At 60.9% G+C, this 20,859-nt stretch carries 17 protein-coding genes; 6 read left to right on the plus strand and 11 right to left on the minus strand.

Annotation, left to right across the window (positions count from 1 at the left end):
- The first annotated feature begins 6 nt into the window (after nucleotides 1-6).
- Both KSP9073_RS07300 and KSP9073_RS07305 read left to right on the plus strand, forming a co-directional pair.
- Entirely contained in the window at nucleotides 7-924 is a 918-nt protein-coding gene (locus tag KSP9073_RS07300) for a class I SAM-dependent methyltransferase (protein ID WP_133241004.1), read from the plus strand.
- The gene (locus KSP9073_RS07305) at nucleotides 921-1,925 is read left to right on the plus strand and encodes a lysylphosphatidylglycerol synthase transmembrane domain-containing protein (RefSeq protein WP_108842322.1); all 1,005 of its coding nucleotides are present in this window, start codon (nucleotides 921-923) and stop codon (nucleotides 1,923-1,925) included. The genes KSP9073_RS07300 and KSP9073_RS07305 overlap by 4 nt, the downstream gene beginning before the upstream one ends.
- A gap of 2 nt (nucleotides 1,926-1,927) precedes the next feature.
- On the opposite strand, the gene KSP9073_RS07310 is transcribed toward KSP9073_RS07305, so the two are convergent.
- Together KSP9073_RS07310 and KSP9073_RS07315 are read right to left on the minus strand one after the other, a co-directional pair.
- On the minus strand, nucleotides 1,928-2,152 hold the full coding sequence (locus KSP9073_RS07310) for a hypothetical protein (RefSeq protein ID WP_108842323.1): 225 nt from the start codon (nucleotides 2,150-2,152) through the stop codon (nucleotides 1,928-1,930).
- Between the two features lie 78 nt (nucleotides 2,153-2,230).
- On the minus strand, nucleotides 2,231-3,100 hold the full coding sequence (locus tag KSP9073_RS07315) for a RibD family protein (RefSeq protein ID WP_108842324.1): 870 nt from the start codon (nucleotides 3,098-3,100) through the stop codon (nucleotides 2,231-2,233).
- A 395-nt stretch (nucleotides 3,101-3,495) separates the two neighbouring features.
- Here KSP9073_RS07315 and KSP9073_RS17615 point away from each other — a divergent pair, with 395 nt between their 5' ends.
- A complete protein-coding gene (locus KSP9073_RS17615) occupies nucleotides 3,496-3,639 on the plus strand; it encodes a hypothetical protein (RefSeq protein WP_165814195.1) in 144 nt (47 codons plus the stop codon).
- 26 nt (nucleotides 3,640-3,665) lie between these two features.
- Here the strand turns inward: KSP9073_RS17615 and recD are convergent, their stop codons facing one another.
- Nucleotides 3,666-5,774, minus strand: coding sequence for an exodeoxyribonuclease V subunit alpha (gene recD, locus KSP9073_RS07325; RefSeq protein WP_108842326.1), 2,109 nt, complete (start codon nucleotides 5,772-5,774; stop codon nucleotides 3,666-3,668).
- Nucleotides 5,771-9,610: an exodeoxyribonuclease V subunit beta gene (gene recB / locus KSP9073_RS07330; protein ID WP_165814196.1), complete on the minus strand. Its 3,840-nt coding sequence runs from the start codon at nucleotides 9,608-9,610 to the stop codon at nucleotides 5,771-5,773. The genes recD and recB overlap by 4 nt, the downstream gene beginning before the upstream one ends.
- 180 nt (nucleotides 9,611-9,790) lie before the next feature.
- On the opposite strand from recB, the gene KSP9073_RS07335 reads away from it, so the two are divergent.
- Nucleotides 9,791-10,846, plus strand: coding sequence for a C45 family autoproteolytic acyltransferase/hydrolase (locus KSP9073_RS07335; protein ID WP_243409159.1), 1,056 nt, complete (start codon nucleotides 9,791-9,793; stop codon nucleotides 10,844-10,846).
- Nucleotides 10,847-11,067: 221 nt separating this feature from the next.
- Nucleotides 11,068-11,226 carry a hypothetical protein gene (locus KSP9073_RS17620; protein WP_165814197.1) on the plus strand — a complete coding sequence of 53 codons (159 nt, stop codon included), beginning with the start codon at nucleotides 11,068-11,070 and terminating at the stop codon, nucleotides 11,224-11,226.
- Between the two features lie 138 nt (nucleotides 11,227-11,364).
- Here the strand turns inward: KSP9073_RS17620 and KSP9073_RS07340 are convergent, their stop codons facing one another.
- The 5 genes from KSP9073_RS07340 to KSP9073_RS07360 form a co-directional block, all read right to left on the minus strand.
- Nucleotides 11,365-12,057, minus strand: coding sequence for an alpha/beta fold hydrolase (locus tag KSP9073_RS07340; protein WP_108842328.1), 693 nt, complete (start codon nucleotides 12,055-12,057; stop codon nucleotides 11,365-11,367).
- A 118-nt stretch (nucleotides 12,058-12,175) separates the two neighbouring features.
- A complete protein-coding gene (locus tag KSP9073_RS07345) occupies nucleotides 12,176-12,613 on the minus strand; it encodes a group I truncated hemoglobin (protein WP_108842329.1) in 438 nt (145 codons plus the stop codon).
- 17 nt (nucleotides 12,614-12,630) lie between these two features.
- Nucleotides 12,631-13,479, minus strand: a complete 849-nt coding sequence (locus KSP9073_RS07350) for a DUF3034 family protein (protein WP_108842330.1) — start codon at nucleotides 13,477-13,479, stop codon at nucleotides 12,631-12,633.
- A complete protein-coding gene (locus tag KSP9073_RS07355) occupies nucleotides 13,476-15,824 on the minus strand; it encodes a bifunctional diguanylate cyclase/phosphodiesterase (RefSeq protein WP_108842331.1) in 2,349 nt (782 codons plus the stop codon). Before KSP9073_RS07355 ends, KSP9073_RS07350 begins: the two co-directional genes overlap by 4 nt.
- Entirely contained in the window at nucleotides 15,824-16,498 is a 675-nt protein-coding gene (locus KSP9073_RS07360) for a cupredoxin domain-containing protein (RefSeq protein WP_108842332.1), read from the minus strand. The genes KSP9073_RS07355 and KSP9073_RS07360 overlap by 1 nt, the downstream gene beginning before the upstream one ends.
- A 360-nt stretch (nucleotides 16,499-16,858) precedes the next feature.
- Between KSP9073_RS07360 and KSP9073_RS07365 the strand changes: the two genes are divergently transcribed.
- Entirely contained in the window at nucleotides 16,859-18,565 is a 1,707-nt protein-coding gene (locus tag KSP9073_RS07365; RefSeq protein WP_165814198.1) for a methyl-accepting chemotaxis protein, read from the plus strand.
- An 85-nt stretch (nucleotides 18,566-18,650) separates the two neighbouring features.
- Here the strand turns inward: KSP9073_RS07365 and KSP9073_RS07370 are convergent, their stop codons facing one another.
- Both KSP9073_RS07370 and KSP9073_RS07375 read right to left on the minus strand, forming a co-directional pair.
- Entirely contained in the window at nucleotides 18,651-19,250 is a 600-nt protein-coding gene (locus tag KSP9073_RS07370; protein WP_108842334.1) for a DUF4202 domain-containing protein, read from the minus strand.
- A gap of 43 nt (nucleotides 19,251-19,293) precedes the next feature.
- Nucleotides 19,294-20,736, minus strand: coding sequence for an MATE family efflux transporter (locus tag KSP9073_RS07375; RefSeq protein WP_207771439.1), 1,443 nt, complete (start codon nucleotides 20,734-20,736; stop codon nucleotides 19,294-19,296).
- Nucleotides 20,737-20,859: the final 123 nt, after the last annotated feature.

The raw sequence follows: 20,859 nt of genomic DNA on the forward strand, positions 1-20,859 counted from the left end.
CCGTCGATGACCCAACCATCGCCTTCAAACGCTATGGCCGCGCACAGTGATTTCAGCTCATCGTGGCTGGCACTGCGCGAGACAGCCGATCATCGGGCACGCGATGTTCAGCCGCTGAGCATGGCATGCCGACACTGGCTCACATCGCGCGCGCATCCGGGCCCCTTGACGCTTCTGGATCTGGGCTGTGGCAGCGGCAACAATCTGCGTTACCTCGCCCCCCGTCTGCCGCCTCATCAGCACTGGCGCCTGATTGATCAGGATGCCAGTCTGCTGGCGCATGCCGGCGATGACAGCAGCCCCCGCCATGACCATATTGAGGAACTGACATGCCTGCAGCGTGATCTCTCCCTTCTGGATCAGGCCCTGACCGGGGACATGCTGGCAGGCACCGACATTGTGACGGCCTCTGCATTGCTCGACCTGGTTTCCGAGCCGTGGCTTGAAACACTGATCAAACAGTGCGCCTCGCATCAGTGCGCTGTCTGGCTGGCCATGAGCATCAACGGAGACAACGCGCTGATGGACCCTGATGATGCCAATATCGATACCGCGCTGCTCGAGATGGATCAACACGTACAACGGCTGATCAAGGCTCACCAACAGCTCGACAAGGGGTTCAACGGCGCGCTGGGCACGCACGCGCCAGCGGTGGCCCGGGCGCTAATGGAAAACGCGGGCTATCAGGTCACCACGGCAGAGGCGCCCTGGCAGCTGGACTGTCGTCATCGCGAAGAGGCGCTGCTGGCGCAGGCACTTGTCCAGGGCTGGCTTGACGCGGCGCTGGAGCAGGCACCCGATCAGCGAAAGGCCTTGATACAGTGGCATGAAAGCCGCCAGCAGCATATTGCTCTTGGACGTCTCAGGGTCAGGGTGGGACATACCGATCTTCTCGCCATTCCCGACGCGCCCGGGATGACATGAAGGCCCAAAAGCCTTCACAACCGTCGACCACCAGACGCGGCTATCGCCAGGTGCTGACGTCTTCGCTGGTGCGCTGGGTGCTTACACTGGTCATTCTGGCCAGTGTGGTGTGGCTGGTGGATATTGGCGCGCTGCTGACGCGCATGAGGGATCTTTCTCCGGGATGGATGGCTCTGGCCCTGCTGATTTCGATTCCCCAGATCATGCTGTCGGCCTGGCGATGGCAACTGACCGCGCGTCACATGGGAATGTCACTGTCGCTGCCCACGGCCATCAGCGAATACTATCTATCGACCTTTCTCAATCAGATCCTGCCGGGTGGTGTGACAGGGGATCTGGGACGCGCCTGGCGACATGGTATCCGGGACGTGTCCTATGGCGCCGCCCTGAGGGCGGTCATTATTGAACGTGCCTCCGGGCAGGTGGCACTCCTGCTGGTGGCCGTCACCACATTACTTGTCTTTACGCCGCTACGGCATGGTGTGATCGAGCGATTCCGTCAGGTCAGCCTGATGCTCAATGCGCATACCAGCGTGCCCTATGCCCCGTTTTACATCACCCTGCTGGCGCTTTTGCTGATCGGCGTGTGGATCTGTCGGCATCCGCCCGGATGGATGGGTGCGCTGCGGCGGGATCTAAGGCGTGGCCTGTGGAATCGACGTCTATGGCTGCGCCAGCTGCTGGGCTCGCTGGCCATTGTCCTGAGCTACATGCTGGTCTTTGTCTGCTGTGCCAGAGCGCTGGGGGAGCCATTATCAACAACGACCCTGCTGGCACTCACGCCGCCGGTACTGATGGCCATGGCCATTCCATTGTCGGTGGCCGGCTGGGGAATCAGGGAAAGCGCTGCGGCGCTGATCTGGATACTGGCGGGGTTGTCTGCTCAGCAGGGGGTGGCCATTTCAATGACCTATGGGGCCGTCATACTGATCTCGAGTCTGCCGGGCGCCGTGGTACTTCTGGCGGGGCGACACACGATACGACGACAGGCCCCCGGCTAGGCTCAGGGCAACATGTTGACGATGCCGCTGTTGTCGTCTTCGCTGCTCTGCTCGCCGGTGCCGGCAGTGGCCTCATCACCGGGAAGCTCTCCGGGGATAACGCCGTTGGCGGCATCCTTTTGAAGGTTCCACTGTCGCTCCTGCTGTGCCTGATCAAGCGTCAGCCAGATCCCTGACGCCACCAGCAACACACAGAACAGCAGCGATACTAACCCTTTCACACTCATTTTCAGGCTCCGTTCAATGGCGGGGGGACTTTAGCATTTTCCCAGAGAACTAGTCATTGAAGGCTCTAAAAAGAAAGGTTAATTAATGCCTTTTTCTGCAACAGTTGTAAAATCCAGATCAAAAAGCACATCATCGCCCAGCGTGTAATGACGCGCGGCCGGTCGCATCGCCTGGCTTAGACATTCAATGACCGGCAGGGTCAGCGTGGGCCTGCCAGAGCCGATAATCATCGGGGTAACCATGCTGTGCAAACGATCCAGGCACCCCTCTTGTAGAAACCGTGAAATGGTCATGCCGCCGCCTTCCACCAGTATGCACGTCAACCCCCGGCAGCTCAGAAGATCGACGACCGCACGCGGATCGACCCCGTCCTCACCCACCTTTAGTCCGCAGACGCTGACATCATGGCCATGCTGCTCGTGACAGGCCTGCCAGCGCGCCACATGCGCCTGCCCCACCAGATGCAGTGTGGGGGCACTGTCATCTTCAAAAATAAAGCGCTGCTCGGGAACGCGACCCCGCGGGTCCAGCACCACCCGAACAGGATGATCCCCGGTGACATGGCGCACGGTCAGTTTTGGATCATCCATGGCCACGGTACCGGCGCCGACCACCACGGCATCGACCACCGCGCGCAGGGCATGCAGATGGACAAGGCCTTCCTCCCCCGTGACGTAATAGGACGCCCCGCATTCCGTGGCGATACGTCCGTCAAGACTTTGCCCCAGCTGTGCCATAACCAGAGGCGTGGCGCGGGCCACCAGCGGCAGCATGATATCCAGCAGCTGTGAGGCACCAGCCTCGATGTCGTCACTACAGTGCCACTCTCCGCCGGCCGTTATTGATATCGAACCGTGCTGATACGAGAAGCCGCGCTGCCAATCAAACCGGCGGACGCGCAATACATGTTCCCAGGCCTGCGCTCTGGACAGTGTCGCTGCTGCCATAAATCCCCTGTCACCCCGGTGCGTTGCTGATCAAAATTCTGGCAATAGTGACTTTTCAGTCAGCATTGCCGCTTCAAAAGCGATGTCGTGCAGTCAGGGCACGTTTTTATAAGCACATAATTGTACAAGTTTATCGGACCCGCTGCCGCGTTCTAAAAAGCATCATGAAATGAGGAACCTGCAGCCTGAAACCCCTTTAAAAGCGGGCTTTAAAAAACAGTGTGCAGAAATCCTGCGTTTTGTGATTGTGAAAATTCATGAATATTGACTGGCAAGCCACAGAACCTTGTACCGATAATGTACAAGAATTTGAACCATTGAATGGTCGCTCAAGCCACCCCATGGTGGTGTGTCGCCATCAGCACATGTCGATCGCCCAGAGAGGAGATGTTGTCATGTCTGCAAGTGATTATCTGCGTGTTCACAATACCCGGCTGGTCGATATGAACGCCCTGCCCCGGGAACTGCTTTGTCGCTATCTGGCGACCTGCCCGGCCGTGGTGCGCGAACGGCTTCTGGTTCGTCTTTGTCATCACTGACCGCGTCTCAAGCCTTGTATGCCTTGTTATTGCGCCGGCATCAGCACACCAAGACGCTTGCCCACGCCGGAGGCTCGCCATGTCTGTCGCAGGGCGGCACTTTCGATGGCACCGGCAAAGGCTGTCATGATCAAGCAGTGTGATTTCGCTCGCGTAATACCGGTATACACCAGCTCTCGGGTCATGATGGGGTTGGGCCGGTCGGGCAATACCAGCAGAATTCGATCAAACTCGGACCCTTGAGACTTGTGAATGGTCATTGCAAAGGCCGTTTCGACACCGCCCAGTCTACCGGGTAATACCGCACGAACCCCCTGCCCCGAAGGATGCGGAAAGAAGACACGCAGTCGCCCCGAGGCACGCTCATGATTCGGGTCTTGTTCGGGCACAAACATCGCAATGCCAATGTCGCCATTATACAGCCCAAGCTGTGGATCGTTACGGGTGACCATCACCGGGCGTCCGGCGTACCAGCCACGTATACCGCCCACCAGCTTCTCCCGAAAAAGCGCCTCGACGATGGCATCATTGAGCCCTTCAACGCCCCATGGCCCACGGCGCAGGGCACAAAGCACCTGAAAGCGTGAGAAAAGACCCAACACTTCTTCCGGCCCTGCGCCGTTGCCGATGGCCCTGAGGGCTTCTCGATAGCCACTCACCGCTCGCCGCAGCAGTGCGCCGCCATGTTCCCTCACCGGCTGGAAATCGATGTCCTTGAAATCGGCCTGCCAGCACTGCCGGATCTCCTCCAGACTGCCGCGATTGACGGCGCGGGCCAGGGCACCGATGCCGGAATGCTCATGAAAGCGATAGCTCTTTTGGAGCACGACCACGTGATCGGCCAACACGGAAGGGGGCTTGCCCGATGGCGGCAATGGCTGTCCGGCCGCCCGCTCCATTAGCCTGCGCACCGTGTCGCTGCATTGTCCCTGCTCAGCACCTTCGCAGAGATCGCCCAGCACCGCCCCGGCTTCCACTGAGGCCAACTGATCACGATCCCCCAGCAGTATCAGCCGCGCATGCGCAGGCAGCGCCGCCAACAGCGAGGCCATCAGCTCCAGATCCACCATGGAGGCCTCATCGACGACCAGCACATCCAGCGCCAGCGGATGATCGCCATTGTGTCGAAAATGACGGCTGTCACGCTGAACCCCCAAAAGGCGATGAAGCGTGGTGGCCTCACGCGGCAGGGAGGCGCGAACGGTCTCGGAGACTGCCAGCGCCGCTACGGCACTTCCCAGTGATTGCGACAGTCGGGCGGCCGCCTTGCCGGTCGGCGCGGCCAGATGCACGATCAGCGCCCGCCCCTGCTCTTTCAGCGCACTTTCCTGCAGCAATGCCAGAAGCCGTGTCACTGTGGTGGTCTTGCCGGTCCCCGGCCCGCCGGAAATGACGGTCAGACGGTTACGCAGGGCCATGGCACAGGCCACTTTCTGCCAGTCGGGCCCAGAGGCCGCCCCCGGATTATCAAAAAGGGTGTCCAGACGCGCCATCATTTCGTCGCTGACGCTTTGGTTGCGCGCCATCAATCGTTGAAGGCGCGCCACCACACTGCATTCATGCTGCCAGAAGCGGCGCAGATAAAGCCTTTGATCTTCCAGCACCAGCGGCCGGGAATGCTCATCACCCGCCCCCTGGCCCAACACGCCGGACGCATGAAGGCGCGAGCGCCATAGGTCGACGTGGTGAACCCCCATGCTCGAGAGCAATGCGCCGGGCGTGACAATCTCTGCCGCCTCATTTGATGCCTGCAGGTCATGAGGCGGCAGTGACAACACCGCATCAGGCTCACGCAGAGCATGCTCGAGATCCAGGCAGATATGCCCGCGACCCAGCTGATGGCTGACCAGGGCCGCGCTTAACATCACCAGCGGATCGCCCTGCGGCTCACGGTCGCTCACAAAGCGCGCCAGATGCGCATCCAGCGCGCGCAGCCAGCCGGTTTCAACCCAGCGTTCCAGCTGATGGGCGATAAAGTGCGCGTCGATCACCCTTTCCGAGGGAAGCGGCGGCGGTATCTGCCCGGCCTCAAATGAGGAAGGCTCGTCCAGCGGATCGACGGCTGCCGGCGTTGGCAAGGGGTCATCAAAAAGGGAGAACTGCCCGCTATCGAGGCTTTTGTCGCGGCGCGTCATGATATCTCTCCTGCACCAGCCGCCCGGGCGTCAAAAGACACTCTATCCTGGACACGCTCGCCCTGTGCCAGAAGTTCATCGAGCTGTTCGATCAGCGCACGGGCCGGTTTGCGATATAACACGCCCCGGCCGCCTTCCGCCGTCATGCCGCGCAAAAAGAGATAGAGCACGCCGCCAAGGTGTTGATCGTAATCATAGTCTGGCAGTCGACTTCGCAGGTGGCGATGCAGGGCCAGGGTATAGATAACGTACTGCACGTCATAACGATGCGAGACCACCGAGGCCATCATGGCGGCCTGATCATAGGCCTCAAGGGTGTCCCCCAGATGATTGGACTTCCAGTCGACCACGTAAAAGCACCCGTCGTATTCGATCACCAGATCGATGTAGCCCTTGAGCATTCCGGCAAGCGTTCTGGGCGCCAGCTCTGCGCGCACGCCCGGCAGCGTCTCATACTGGCAAATCAGGGCATCCAGCCGCCGACTGCTGATGCCGCGGGCCGGCAGCCAGAACTCGAGCTCGGTGCGCCAGCCTGCAAGCCTCTCAAGAGACAGCCCCGGCAGGGCCGGATGCAGCGGCGCTGTCAGTACCGCGCAGCACCAGTCATGCAGCACGTCCACCCAGTGTGGGTCCAGGTTGGCGCGCTGCACGCGCTGGCGAATCAGGCGATATAGCTCTTCGCGATAGCCTGACTCCGGCTCTGCCAGTTCGCTCAGGCGGTCAGGCTCGATGTTTTCCAGCAGCGCATGCAAAAAGGTGCCCGCGCGCGGGCCGCGTGGAAAATCGAGCAGACGTCGTACAGGCGGCAGCGGAATGGGGCTGGTTTCCGTCAGCACTTCCAGATCAAGCCCCGGCCCCTGGGCATCAAGCATCGTCTCACGCGCCTGAGTGATCATGTCGCCGGGCTGGCGCGCGCCTTCAACCAGCGCCGTGTAGGACGCCACCCACCAGTCGCGATCGATGTGCCCTTCAAACCGGCGTGCACGGCCCATCTTCGATGGATCATGTGGTGCCAGCATCGGCTGCTCGTTCATGGTGGGCGGCGCGCTCAGGGCGAGACTGCCCGGCGTGACCAGAGACTCAAGCACTTCTATCAATGTCGTGGCATCCAGTGACGCAACCCCACCGTGCTGACACAGCAGCGCACCGAGCGCCGCACCGGCCAGGGTCGTGGCCCCGCTCGGCGTATCCTTGCGCGGCGTGCCCTTGTAGATGGGCCCTACTCCCAGCCGACACAGATAACGGGCGCGGGTCAACGCCACATACAACAGGCGCAGATCCTCCTGAAGGCGTATCCGGTCGGCACGCGCCCGCTGCTCATCGTTGACCTGTATGATCAACGACGCGCCGTGGACCTCATCGCTCAGCATCAGCGTCTTGCTCTTGCTGTCTACCTCGCGGTGGTCGGCAATAAAGGGCAGATAGACCAGTGGATATTCAAGCCCCTTGGACTTGTGGATGGTGATGACCCGCACCAGCGTATCGTCGCTTTCCAAGCGCAGAATCAGTGACTGCGGGTCCATACCGCTGTCATGGCGCCCGGCCAGCGACTGATGCCACCAGCGCAGCAGTGCCTGCTCGCCATCGAGTCGGGCGCTGGCCGTCTGCGCCAGCTCACCCAGATGCAACACATCGGTCAGCGCTCGCTCGCCGTCGGACTGCGCCAGAAGCCTTGTCGGCACATCAAAGTCACGCATGATCACGCGCAGCATCGGCAGCACGCCCCGACGCTGCCAGAGACGATGGTAGCCATCAAATCGCTCCACCATGGCCTCCCAGGCCAGCTCATCGGCTTCCAGACGCGCCACTTCCGTGAGTGAATCACTCATCAGCCGGGTGGCCAGCGCCGCTCGCAGGGAGCGGTCATTGCGTGGATGCGCACAGGCTTCGAGCAGCTGGAGCAGGTGAAACGCCTCGCGCGACTCGAACACCGAGGTCTTCTGACTCAGATAGACCGAGCGGACGCCGCCTTCCAAAAGCTTCTGTCGCACCCGGAGGGCCTCGCTGCCAGTACGCACCAGAATGGCGATATCGGCTGGCTTGAGTGCCCTGAACGCTCCATCAGTACTGCGAAAACCGGTCTCGCCACGATGCGCCCCGGCCAGAAGTCGGGTGATATCGGCACAGGTGGCCGTCGCCATGGTCTCGAGATAATCATCGCGCCGGACCGATTCGTTACCGTCCATGTGCCAGCAGGTCAGCGCCTCGACCGGCTCCCCGGCCTCGATGAACACCTCATCACGCCCCTGAGCCGTAACCGCTTCATAGGGAATCTCTTCCAGCTGAAAAGGGGTTTTGGTGGCGAACAGCTGATTGACGGCACTGACCATCGCCTGAGTCGAGCGAAAGTTGCGATCCAGCGTATAGCGCTGATCCACACGACGCCGCGCCTGCAGATAGGTCTCGATATCGGCGCCTCGAAATCCGTAAATGGCCTGGCGCGGATCGCCGATCATTAAAAGCGCGACAGGCATGCCAGAGCTGTCCGGCGACGCCGTACCTGTTTCAAGCGCCTCATCATCGGCCGCGGCAAGACCCGTCATCTGCTGCGGCAGCGCGTAGATGGTAGAAAAGATGCGGTACTGAACCGGGTCGGTATCCTGAAATTCATCGATCATCGCCACCGGCAGGTTGCGGCGAATGCGCTCGGCCAGCCTTGGACCGGCCGGCCCCGCCAGCGCATCATCCAGACTGTTGAGCAGATCGTCGAAATCCCACATGCCGCGCCGGCGCTTTTCCTGACTCAGCGCCTGCGCCAGCGCATCGCGGGCATGCGCCAGCACCTGTGCACGCACGGTGCTCTGCTGATCGCGCTGCCCCTCCATCAGCGTCTCGAACTGCGACAGCGCCTCGAAAAAGGCGTGCTCAGGCGGGGCATGATTTTTTTTGACCCCGTCTTCCAGACGAACATGCGAACACCAAAGTCGCCCCCTTGAGTCCCGAAGCGTCTCGTCGGGCGTGTCGTGCTCGCCCATCATCCATTGCGCCAGAGCGCCTAGACGGGCGTCCAGGTCTGCCGGTCGAAACATGTTGGCCTTAAGCGCCCCGCCCTCGATGGCCTCTCGCAGCAGCGCCGTAATGTTGTCTCTGTCGGTTTGCCACAGCGCACGCAGGCGAGCCAGCTGGGCATCGCTCTGCGCCAGGCTTCGATCCAGTCGGCCCAGCGCGTCATCCAGCGTCGCTGGCGCATCAATCGGTATTTCCCCCAGCATGAGCGCTCGAGGGCGCCCGCCGTGCAGCAACAGACTGATTTCCTGTTGCAGCTTATCGGGGGTCTCCCACCACTGGGCCAGCAATCGCTGACGCGTTGTGGACTGTCGATAGAACTGACGGCGCCAGTAGTCCTCTACCAGCGACTTGAACAGGGCACTGCTGTCGGGCACCAGCTCGCTGGCAAAGAGCGCACCGCTGTCAAAGGCATGACGCTTGAGCATGCGCTGGCAAAAGCCATGAATGGTAAAGATGGCGGCGTCATCCATCACCCGCGCGGCAGCATCAAGCCGCGACGCCGCCCGTTCACGGTGATCCACCTCGATATCATCGAGCAACCGGTCCAGCACGGCGTCACTGTCGGCACGTCCCAGCAACACCTCACGGGCCTGGCGCAACCGCGCGCGAATACGATCACGCAGCTCCTCGGTGGCGGCCTCGGTGAAGGTCACCACCAGAATTTCCGGCGGCATCAAGGGACGCGGATAGGCAGCGTCTCCGCCATGGCCGAGCACCAGGCGCACATAGAGTGCGGCCAGGGTAAAGGTCTTGCCGGTGCCGGCGCCGGCTTCGATCAGGCGGCGCCCGTTCAGCGGCAGCGTCGGGATATCAAGGGAGGTCGTCATAAGCGCATTACACCATCGCCGCGCCCTGTGTGCCATGGGTCACTTCCAGCACTCAAGGCATTCCGCCCTACCTTTGCTGTCGCATGGTGTCGCGCATCGACTCTTGTCGGATACTCGACGGATCGACTTCTGAGGCTCATGCTGAAAGTGAAACAGGTCGGATAACAACAGGAGCGCGACGTGGTCAAACATATCGATGTTCGAGGCACCCATTTCGAAATCGGTGAAGCACACGGCCGACAGGCGGCTTCGGAAATCGCCATCAGCCTTGCCACCTATCGTCGAATGTTTCAGGACATGGCCGGGCTGGACTGGGATACGGCGCGCTATGAAGCCGAACGCTTCAAGGCCGCCATCGAGCATGTCTGCCCCGAACTGCTGGAAGAAATGGCCGGGATCGCCCGGGGCGCCGACATCGATCCACTCGACGTGCTGGTGCTCAATGCGCGCAGCGAAATCGCCCTCACCCACGCCGGCGGCCCCATTCAGCCTGACGGCTGCTCGGCACTCTCCCAGCGTGATGCCGAGACCGGTGCCCAGTGGCTGGCCCAGAACTGGGACTGGAAGGCCTCGCAGCGCGACGCCCTGATCTGTCTGACCCTGCGTGCACCGAACAAGCCGGCCATTACGATGGTCACCGAGGCCGGCATCATCGGCAAGATCGGCTTCAATGAGCACGGCGTGGGCGTGTGTCTCAATGCGCTGCGCTCGCAGATCTGCAGGCCGAAGCTGCCCGTGCACATCATGCTGCGCCGGGTACTGGAAAGCGATGGGGTTGAACATGCCCTCGACATGATCGATGAGGTTGGCGTGGCTTCCCCGGCGCACTTTTTGATTGCCGATGGCAGCGGCCAGGCCGCCGGGGTTGAAGTCTCACCGATGGGCGACAGCGCCATGACCCCGCGCCACGGCAGGCTCTGTCATACCAATCATCTGATTGCCAAACATCTGCCGCCGGGACTGGAGGACTTCCCGCGCGAGGATTCCTTCACGCGTCTTGAACGCCTGCGCGCGCTGGTCGCAGAAAGCGAGCCATCGTTTGAATCGCTGCGGTCACACCTGAGTGATGAACAGGGCATGCCGGACGCCATTAACCGGCGTGAGAACCCGGATATCCCTGCAGCCGAGCGCATGGAGACGCTTTTCACCATTGTCATGAACCTGACGGAAAAACGTGCCGAGTTGAGTATGGGCAAGCCTGCCGATCACCCCGAGATTGTCACGCTGAGTCTGTGAGATTTCACATTCCTCGTCTGCTGCGTCAGCCTATGGCGCAGCAGACCGTCGCCTGCACACGGCCATCGTGAGCCCTTGAGACGCTAAAAGGCCATAGAACGTTAACTTGACGCGTTGGAGGGCAACTTCAGACGTGGTTCAGGCTTCATGTTGAATCCTGCTGGCTCTGGTCGCATATACTGCTTGAAGGGAAACATCCCGACACCCATGGAGGGAGCATCATGAAACGCGCTATCGGAGCATTCATCGCCAACTGGCTGCGCAAGCCGGAAAACCGCCGCAAGGCCAAACAGACCGCCCAGCACGTCTGGAGCCGCTTCCAACAGGGTAGAAACACGACGACCAAAAGTGGCCGCACCCCGCCGCGCCAACAGCGCTGACGTCATGGCATTGTCACGCGGTCATTGATCCTCGCCCCCTTCTTTTAAACGCGTGATGGCCTGACTGCCATCATGCCTTTTCACGTCTACCGGCATTTCTAAATGCGTTCAAGGATATACGTCCTTGCCTCGATGAAGTTACCGGCCAGATGCCTGCATGAAGGCCACAATGGCCTGTGCCGTTTGATCCGCCTGATCGATCACAAAGCCATGACCGGCGTCAGGGATCAACTGTATTTGCCCGGCAGGTGACAGATGCTCTGCCACCACCTGCCTCGTCGGTGCCGGGATCAGCATGTCGTGTTCGCCAAAAAGATGCAGCTGCGGCATGGTCAACCGGCGCAGCGTTTGACGCAGATCCATGGCGCCCAGCAGCGCCAGCTCCACGGCTGACTGCCTCGTGCCGGTACGAGGCAGCGTCTTTAACAGACGTTTGCCCAGATGCCAGACATCATGTCGCCCCTGATCCAGCAGAGCAGGCCAGGCTTCCGGCGGCGGCAGGCTCCCGGCCGGCGGTTCAGAGGGCATCACCCGCGCGCCTGCCCCCATCGTAATCAATCCTGGCGTGTGCCGGCCGCGCCGTTCAGCCAGTGCTGCTGCCAGCATGCCCCCCATTGACCAGCCCCCCAGCCAGGCATCATCGGGCAGTCGCGCATCCAGTGCATCGAGCCACTCATCAAGACGGTGGCTTTTCAGGTGGGGATAGGGGGCACACTGCACGCGGATGGTGTCATCGCGGCGTTCGATGGCCTGTGCCAGCAGCCTCAGCGGTTGAGGGCCCAACACCCAGCCGGGCAGCAGTACCAGTGTGGTTTTCCCTGTCGCGCTCATGACCGGTTCTTTTCAAAAAATGAAGCCGTATTGTCGAGCGCGAAACGCCGGCTGTCACTGTAAAACCTGGGCGTCTGAAACCGGGCGCCACGAAGCCACAAACCATGGCAGGGGGGCCCTACTGATCGCGCATGACGTCACTGTATTTTGGCGCCAGTCGACCCAGCAGCGCATTGCGCGCGCCGATGTCGATATTCTGCATCATCATGGCGTTTTGTAGATCGTCGACCAGCGCATTGAAGCTGGCATCGGTCAGTCCCATGTGCTGATGCGCGCGCGCCATGGAGGGCCCCTGGTAGGTGCAGGGTCCGTCGCTGATGTCACAGATGTACTGCTCAAGCGAGCCCGCCAGGTAGTCGATGTTGGTATGGGCGAAATAGCCCACGATACGAGGGTCATCAGCCACGTTGATCAAAAAATTCGTGACGATGTCATGCACACCCGTCTCACCGCCCAGGCGCTGATAGAGCGATGGCGACGCCACCGGCTGGCCGGCGCAGCCTGACACACTGCCGATCAGTATCGCGATGACAGCAATCCTGCAAAATGTACGCATGTTGCCCCCGAAACGGATTACAGCGACAGCTGAAGGGATAGGTAACCGCCACGCTGCTGCTCAAGGCCTGCAATACTGCCCAGGTCCAGCAGCGCCCCGGTCAGCGACACATGCCTGTTGATCAGCCACGCGACGTAAAGATCGCGCCAGTCATCCTCGCCGGCAAAGCCAAGGTTATCCGGTTTCTGGCGATACTCGACGCCCACGACCCAGTCCGAATTCAGAAACAGCCCGACCGAGGTCTCAATCATCAACTCGCGATGATCGCCTTCGTCACCACCAAACCCCAGCAGACCGCCCTGGTTGGCGCGGGTTGAACGCAGCGTCGTATTGACCAGCAGATTGCGCCCGGCCAGCGCATCGAAAAAAAGCTTGCTGCCGGCCAGGTAAATATCATTGCCCTGGGTATCGCGCGCCCCCACGACGCGGGCCAGTGCCTGACCCTCAACCTGCTGCTTGTGCTGGATACCCAGACTCCAGACCCCCCAGGGGCGATAGAGCACATCGCCAAACAGGCGCAGCTTGGCCCCGTAGATGTCCTGGGCCTGATGCCCGCCAAGGGTATCCAGCGCCAGGCGCTGATGGGCATAGGAAAGCTCGACGCGATCATAAAGGTTGGCCGCCACGCCGCTGACCACCAGATGGTAGTCGTCCACATCGGCGCGCGTAGCCCCCAGCGTCACACCGACTTCGTTGTCACTGGCCGTACCTGCCAGCACGCCCCAGGGAGAAAGACCGCCCCCGCTGGCGCCCTCGATCTGCATGACACCGCCCGTGCCCAGCAGGCGGCTACCCGCCAGCACCGGATTGCCCATCAGCAACCCGCAGATCCCGATCAGCAGCATGAGGCTAGGTTTGGCCCTCATCCGTGCGCCCTCCGGGTCGTGGTATCCCCTTTGCGATACTGTGTCATCCAGTCGATCACCTGATCAGACGGCAGCGGCCGTGAAATCAGATAGCCCTGGAGCACATCACACCCCATGGCCAGCAGCAGTGCCTGCGAGGCATCGGTTTCGACGCCTTCTGCCACCACGCTCAGCCCAAGGCTATGGGCCAGTTCGATGGTGGAGCGCACAATAATTCGATCTTCCGAATCGTGATCAAGTTTCAGGATGAAGGACTTGTCGATCTTGAGCTCCTGCACCGGGAGGCGCTTGAGCTGGGAAAGCGAGGAATAGCCGGTGCCGTAGTCATCCACCGCAATATGCAGACCGGCTTTGCGCAGTGCGATCAGATTGGCCTGAGCCAGAGCGGGATCCTGAATCAGCGCGCTCTCCGTCACTTCAAGTCGCAGCCGTTCAGGTCCGAGCTGATAGTCCTGCAACAGCAAATGAATACGCTCGGGCAGCGTGATATCCATCACATCATGTGCCGATAGATTGACTGCCACACTCACGACTTCCCCCTGCTGTGCCCACAGATCAATCTGGCGACAGACCGTACGCAGCATCCACTGTGTCAGCTGCGTGATCCGCCCCGACTGTTCGGCCAGTGCAATGAACTCATCCGGTGGCACAAACCCGAAGCCCGGATGGCGCCAGCGCATCAGGGCTTCAAATCCCATGACCTCACCGCTGGCGGCCAGGATCTTGGGCTGATAGACCATGGTGAGCTGATCCTGCTCCACGGCAGTCCCTAGATCGCGGGCCAACGCCAGCCGGCGCTGATGCTGCTCGTCCTGCCCCGTTTCATAGCGCATATGGCGAGTATGCCCATGGCGGGCACGGTCCATGGCGATTTCAGCGCAGCGCAGCAAAAGATCGGCACTCACACCATGCTCGGGGTAGCTGACCTCCCCGACGATCAGCGTCAGGGCAATCGGCGAGTGTTCATGCTCAACGGGACGGGACAGCTGCGCATGCAGGGTAACAATGTCCTGTGGTGCAAGGCCCTCTCCCGGCAGTATCAGCAAAAACTCGTCGCCGCCCAGGCGATAGGTTCGCTGACCCGGTAGCGCAAGCTCCTCAAGGCGCTGCGCCAGCATGCGCAGCACCTCATCGCCCACGGTATAGCCAAAGGTGTCGTTGATCTGGCGAAAGCCCACGATGGAAAGACGCAGCAGCGTAAAGGGCGTGCCGCGCTCAAGGGTATCGGCGATATCCTGTTGGGCGCTGTCTCGATTGGCAAGCCCGGTCAGACGGTCATGACGGGACTGATACATCAGGCGCTGTTCACGCTGGTCGATATCGTCCTGCATGCCCATGAGGGTGTCCGCCAGCAGACCGATCTCGCGATGGCGGCCATGATCCAGTGCCGACAACCGCTCGCCACGGCCAATGCGACGAGCCGAGGCCACCAGTCGCAACAGGGGGCGGGTCATGCTGCGGGCGATCAGGGCTGCCACTATGGCGGTCAGCACCAGCATGGCGGCAAAAATCCACAACAGCTGCCAGCTCAGGGCATCATACACGGCCAGCAGATCGCTGCGACCATGCTGAATGATGACCCAGGTGCGGCCGGAATCATCACCCTGTAATTGCATGGCCCGTGCCAGCGTATCCGTCATCTGCTCCATGTCGCTATGATCGATAAAACGCCCCTGCATCAGCGCATCTCGAAAGGCGTTGAGAACCGACACGGGTGCAGGCTGGAGGGCACCGGCCACAAAGGTCGGCTGCGTGTCGTTGCGTCCGGGCTCATCCACCAGAAAACTGACCGATAGACGCGTCAGCGCGCCAAGCTCGTGCGCCAGCTGGTCATCGAGCATGAAGCCCATGCCGACCCAGCCGATCAGCCCCGGCGCACGCACCGGCATCAAAACCATCTGATAGGGCACGCCATCCTGCAGGACAACGCCCACGGCACTGTCATGACTGCCGGCCTTTTCCCACAGGGCCCGGAAAGGCATTTCGGTGCCCACGGCCTGGTGGCTGCCGGCCAGAATACGGCCCTCGGGATCGGTCAGCAGCACCATGTCAGCGCCGGCACGCTCGCCGTGATTGAGCAATACACTGCTCAGGGTATTGGTGTCCTGAGTCGCCACGGCAGCCCTGAAACCGTAATCGGAGGCCAGTACTGCCACGTTATCGCGCAGATGATGGCCGCGCTCGGCCAGCAGCCGTCGGCTGACATCGAGGGCCACATCGATCTCCCGACTGCCCTTGTGCAAAACGTCGCGCCGAATGGTGTCAAGCGTGGCCATGGCCGTGCCCAGCTGTGCCACCACCAGCACGGCCAGCATGACCAGCAAAAGACGGCGCCGAAAGGACATTACGGATGCTCCTGATGCTGAAGGCCGCGCTGAAAGCGCTGCTGCAAAAGAGAGGGCTCGGAGGATGGCGCCGGCGTGGCGGCCAGTGTCAGCGCCACGCGATTTTCACTTCGGGTATCGATCTCGCCTTCCCACCACTGCTGATGGGTGTCTTCAAGGCGCGGGTGCCATACCCGCATCGGATAACGCCCCGGCGGTAGCTGATCCAGGCTGATGCGACCGCTCTTGTCAGTCATGGCAAAAAAAGGCGCTTCGCTGATCACGATAAAGGCTTCCATCGAGTCATGGATGTTACACCCCAGCACCTCAACGCCGGGCGTCTCGAACGCCACCGGCGCCGGCGTCTCCTTGAGATAAAGATCCAGGCTGAACACTTTTGGCGGCGAGAAGGAAAAGACCTGATGACGGGTCGTGTCCTGATTGGGAAAGCTGACGCTGGCGCCAACGGGAATCACGGTCACCAGCGGCTCAAAATGCGCGTTGCGCTGAACGATCTCGTAGTGGTCATGAGGCGTATTAAATGCCCCGTGACCGGGAAGCATGATTTCCACTACGGCCTGATCAAGAGGCGTGTCGTGGCCTGCCTGCGTCATCTGCAGCGACCCACCAGCCATCGCTGTCATTGAAGACACCAAAAGCAGTGCCATCACATACCACTTCAGGGAGTGCGCCATCCCGGTTTCCCCGCCTGCTAAAGGCCCTGAATCCACACGACGCCATCGCATCGCTCGGATATGGCCTCACGCCATGAGTGATCCATTGAATACCCATCATCATCGGCGCAGCGACGAGAAACTTTACGACCGGATGCCCTGCCGGGCAGTAGACGCCGGATTCCCTAAGCGAGCTTTAATTAGCATGGGTTAATGGCCTCGATAGGATTTGTAACCTTGAGTAAACATCAAAGCGGTCGATATAAGCCCTCGAGAACAACCGTGATTATTTCAATCTACTCCGACATGTCAGGGTCTGCGCCGGGTGCGCGACCGACTCGCACGGAAGCGATCGGATCAACCCTTCGAGGAAGACCTCAAATGATGAACCCTAAAAAAAGCGTCCGACTCCGGCTCTCGGGCAGCTTGGCGGTCTGTATCGCGCTGCTGCTGGTAGTCGGGGCACTGGGCATCTATAGCGCACACAAGTCTCAGCAGGCGCTGGAAGCCACCTATAAATATAACGTGACGGCGATCGAAAGACTGGGCAGCGTACGAGCGACCCTTTTGAATAACCGCGTCAAGATGGTGGCCGAGCAGCGTGACCGCACTGCCGCCACCGCGCCGATCACAAAAACCGAAATGGCCCAGAATGATGCCGACATCAACGCTGCCATGACCACCTATCTAGGTGTGATTACAAATGCCGAGGAGCGGCAGCAGGCTCTGCAGTTACAGCAGTCCATTGCAACGCTGCAGTCCAACCTGCAAAACATGATGGACATCATGGCCACCGGCGATTTTGACGCCGCAGAAGCCTTTAATGACGCCGCCATTCGCCAGGACTATAAGGTGGTCACCGCGGGAATTGACGAACTGCTCGCACAAGAAGTCTCCAACGCCGGCCTTTATTATCAGCAAAGCAATACGGCCTATCACGCCCTCAAAAATATCGTGCTCGGTGTCATCGCACTGGCCATAGTATTGTCACTGGTCCTGTCGGTCTGGCTGATACGCGGCATCATGACGCCGCTGGGCAAGGCAAGACACTTCGCCAATGAGCTGGCCGAGGGCAACCTTGCTCTTGAGACCGACGTGACCTGTCAGGATGAGTTTGGCGACATGCTGCGGGCGCTGACCGCCATGCAGCACAAGATGTCAGAGGTCATTCGCTCGGTTGGTCATAATGCCGTGGCCGTCAATGACGCCGCGCACAACATCACCCGTGGCAACGAGGATCTCAATCGCCGCACCCAGGAGCAGGCGGCAAGCCTTGAAGAGACCGCCGCTTCAATGGAAGAGATTACAACCACGGTGCGCCATAACGCCGACAATGCCGCTCAGGCCGACCGTCTGGTTCGTGAAGTCAGCCAGCAAGCCCAGACCGGTGGCGATGTGGTACAAAACGCCGTGTCTGCCATGGGCGACATCAGCGCCTCGAGCCACAAGATCGTCACCATTGTCAGCCTGATCGATGAAATTGCCTTCCAGACCAATCTACTGGCGCTCAATGCCTCAGTAGAAGCAGCCCGCGCTGGCGAACAGGGACGCGGTTTCGCGGTGGTGGCCAATGAAGTACGCAACCTTGCCGGGCGCAGTGCCAACGCGGCGCGCGAAATCAAGCAACTGGTAGAAGAAAGTGTCAAACGTGTGGATACCGGTGCCGAGCTGGTCAATCGTTCGGGTCAGACGCTGACCGAAATCGTCTCAAGCGTGAAGCGCGTGACCGACCTGGTCAGCGAAATCGCGGTGGCCGGGCGCGAGCAGGCCACGGGCATTGACCAGGTGAATGCGGCTGTCTCCCAGATGGACGCCGTCACTCAGCAAAATGCCGCGCTGGTGGAAGAATCCAGCATGGCCAGCCGCGCCCTGCGCAACCGCGCCGCCGAGCTTCAGCAGGAGATCTCGTTTTTCAGGGTCGATGCCATGGCGTCTGTGGGTACATCCAGCGGGAGCTCCAGCAGGCCGGTCAGTGCGCCCGTGGCACATCCCGCCCGAACGACGACAGCGCCTGCCGCCCCGGCCCGCGCCGAGCTTAAACGACCGAGCGTACAGCGCCACACTGCCGAAGAGTGGGCCGAATTCTGATCTCCACTCTGCTCACCAAAACCCCGCCTTTCGGCGGGGTTTTTCATGTGTTCGGCCATGTCCCCTGATGCACAGGGCTCAAAGATCAGTGCGTTTCCATCTCAACGGCCTTTTCAAGCAGTGTTCTGGCACGACCTTCCAGCGGAATCTCACCCGCCAGCCGGTGACCGTCGGCGGACATCTTGCGCAGGGTCTTGCGCAAGATGCCGAGCACCTTGTCGTCTTCATGCTCGGCGGCAAAGGGGGCGTAATAGTCCTGCAGGAAGACCAGGCAGGCCGCATCCTCAAGCGCACGCGTTTCCTCGTCGTTTTTCAGATCTTCCTTGCGCACCATCGCCGCTACCCGCGTGCAGTCTGTCTCGTCGTAGCCCATCTGGCGCAACACTTCCGCGGCCATATCGGCCTGCCGGGTCTTGAGACCGGTGCGCCAGGCATGATAGCCGGGGCGGTCCATCGGATAGCTGTCACGCGGCACTTCCCAGCGCTTCAGGTGCTGGGCTCGCACTGCCAGCTGCAGCGTCTCGCCGGCATCGGGTCGGAGCCGTTCCAGCCAGTCACTCATGCGCTGAGCATACAAGAGCTCGTAGGGCACCTCTTCGCCATCGACCGTCTCCGTGCGCGGGTCCTGCGCGTGTAGTGCATCCAGCTGCGCCATTGCTGCATCAAACCGATCACTGTCTGTCATGTGGAGCTTTCCTCTTTATTATGGGTTCCGGGGCTGTTGGCGGTCATGACGCCGACCCGGGGCCCTTGCCGATGATCTCGCCGGACACCTGTGTGGTCAGCGGGTCTTCCTGTTCGGCCAGACGCCCCTTTTGCCAGTGACCGCGCATAAAGACCATCAGCGAGATCAGCGCCGTGATCATGTTGGTGATCGGGAAGGCCCACCAGATACCATCCACGCCAAGTACGGTATCGCGGGACAGGATAAAGGCCAACGGAAACTGCAGCACCCACTGCGACACCAGTGCCAGCAGCATCGCCACGACAGTCTGTCCGGCCGCCCGAAAAACCCCAGTCAGCGCCATCTGGGCGCCAATAAACCCGAAGGTCAGCGCCGTGATATGAAGAAAGTGGCTGCCTGCCTCGATGATCGCTCCATCCCCCGGTACGAAAAAGGCCACCAGCTCGCGGGCGAACACAAAAACCAGCACTCCGATGGCGCTCAGGACCACTAGCGCGATCAGGGCAGACAGACGCGCAATCCGGGCGGCACGCTCGATCTGGCCGGCGCCGATGTTCTGCCCCACCAGGGCCGCTGTGGACATGGAAAGCCCCAGCGCCGGGATGATGACAAAGGCCATGATATTGGTACCCACGCCGTAGGCGGCAATGGTGACCGTGCCAAAACCCGTGACCAGAAAGACCATCACATTCATGCCCAGCGCCCGGGCCGACAGTTCTACCGACGCCGGCAACCCCAGCGACAGCGCGCGGCGAATGAAGACAGGATCGGGGCGCAGATCATGGCGCTTGAGCGCGATGCCGTGGCGCCCGCGCACCAGCAGCCACAGCCCGGTGCCCAGCGCCATCGCCTGAGTCACCAGCGTGGCCAGCGCCGCACCACCTACGCCGAGATTGAAGCCAAAAATAAACAGCGGGTCCAGCACCATGTTCAAAAGCACTGTCCCGGTCACGATATACAGCGGTAGACGCACTTCACCGACACCGCGCATCAGCGCCTGGAACATGGAAAAGCCAAAGGTAAAGACCGTGGCCGCCATCGAGATGCGCAAAAAGACCAGTGCCGCGTCATACACCGCCTCCTCGACCCCCAACAGGCCCAGAAGCCCCGGCGCCAATAAAATGCCGATGACCGAAAGAAACAGCGATGTGACCACCACCAGCAAAATGGTCTGTCCCGCCACCTGATTGACCCGGTGATGGTTGCCTGCCCCCATGTGCTGCGCCACCAGGGTGGAGCCGGCCATGCTGAACCCGGAACCCAGTGCGATCAGCAAAAAGGTCACCGGAAAACTGACCGAGACGGCGGCCACCGCGTGTCCGCCCAATCGCCCGACCCAGAAGGCATCAATGAGCTGATAGCCGGACTGCAAAATATTGGCCAGTACAATGGGAACAGACAGTTTTAAAAGGGAGCCCAGAACCGGGCCTTCCAGCAATGACGCCTGATAGCGTGAGGCACTGCTTGTATTGATCGGTCGTGCCAAGAGAAACGCCTTTTGTGTGGAGACATGCGCCAACGATAGCGGGACACGCCCACGCCTGCAGCCCTCACAAGCAAAAAGCATATAAAAAACGCCTGACCGGGAAACGGTCAGGCGCTGGTGAGC

Source organism: Kushneria phyllosphaerae (assembly GCF_900312995.1).
GTDB lineage: Bacteria > Pseudomonadota > Gammaproteobacteria > Pseudomonadales > Halomonadaceae > Kushneria > Kushneria phyllosphaerae.

Excerpts from the sequence above, each read along its gene's own strand:
- KSP9073_RS17615 (WP_165814195.1), top strand. The coding sequence starts at position 3,496 with ATGTCTGCAAGTGATTATCTGCGTGTTCACAATACCCGGCTGGTCGAT.
- KSP9073_RS07300 (WP_133241004.1), top strand. The coding sequence starts at position 7 with ATGACCCAACCATCGCCTTCAAACGCTATGGCCGCGCACAGTGATTTC.
- KSP9073_RS07305 (WP_108842322.1), top strand. The coding sequence starts at position 921 with ATGAAGGCCCAAAAGCCTTCACAACCGTCGACCACCAGACGCGGCTAT.
- KSP9073_RS17620 (WP_165814197.1), top strand. The coding sequence starts at position 11,068 with ATGAAACGCGCTATCGGAGCATTCATCGCCAACTGGCTGCGCAAGCCG.
- KSP9073_RS07370 (WP_108842334.1), bottom strand. The coding sequence starts at position 19,250 with ATGACAGACAGTGATCGGTTTGATGCAGCAATGGCGCAGCTGGATGCA.
- recD (WP_108842326.1), bottom strand. The coding sequence starts at position 5,774 with ATGACGCGCCGCGACAAAAGCCTCGATAGCGGGCAGTTCTCCCTTTTT.
- KSP9073_RS07340 (WP_108842328.1), bottom strand. The coding sequence starts at position 12,057 with ATGAGCGCGACAGGGAAAACCACACTGGTACTGCTGCCCGGCTGGGTG.
- KSP9073_RS07360 (WP_108842332.1), bottom strand. The coding sequence starts at position 16,498 with ATGGCGCACTCCCTGAAGTGGTATGTGATGGCACTGCTTTTGGTGTCT.
- KSP9073_RS07315 (WP_108842324.1), bottom strand. The coding sequence starts at position 3,100 with ATGGCAGCAGCGACACTGTCCAGAGCGCAGGCCTGGGAACATGTATTG.
- KSP9073_RS07350 (WP_108842330.1), bottom strand. The coding sequence starts at position 13,479 with ATGAGGGCCAAACCTAGCCTCATGCTGCTGATCGGGATCTGCGGGTTG.
- KSP9073_RS07365 (WP_165814198.1), top strand. The coding sequence starts at position 16,859 with ATGATGAACCCTAAAAAAAGCGTCCGACTCCGGCTCTCGGGCAGCTTG.
- KSP9073_RS07345 (WP_108842329.1), bottom strand. The coding sequence starts at position 12,613 with ATGCGTACATTTTGCAGGATTGCTGTCATCGCGATACTGATCGGCAGT.
- KSP9073_RS07355 (WP_108842331.1), bottom strand. The coding sequence starts at position 15,824 with ATGTCCTTTCGGCGCCGTCTTTTGCTGGTCATGCTGGCCGTGCTGGTG.
- recB (WP_165814196.1), bottom strand. The coding sequence starts at position 9,610 with ATGACGACCTCCCTTGATATCCCGACGCTGCCGCTGAACGGGCGCCGC.
- KSP9073_RS07310 (WP_108842323.1), bottom strand. The coding sequence starts at position 2,152 with ATGAGTGTGAAAGGGTTAGTATCGCTGCTGTTCTGTGTGTTGCTGGTG.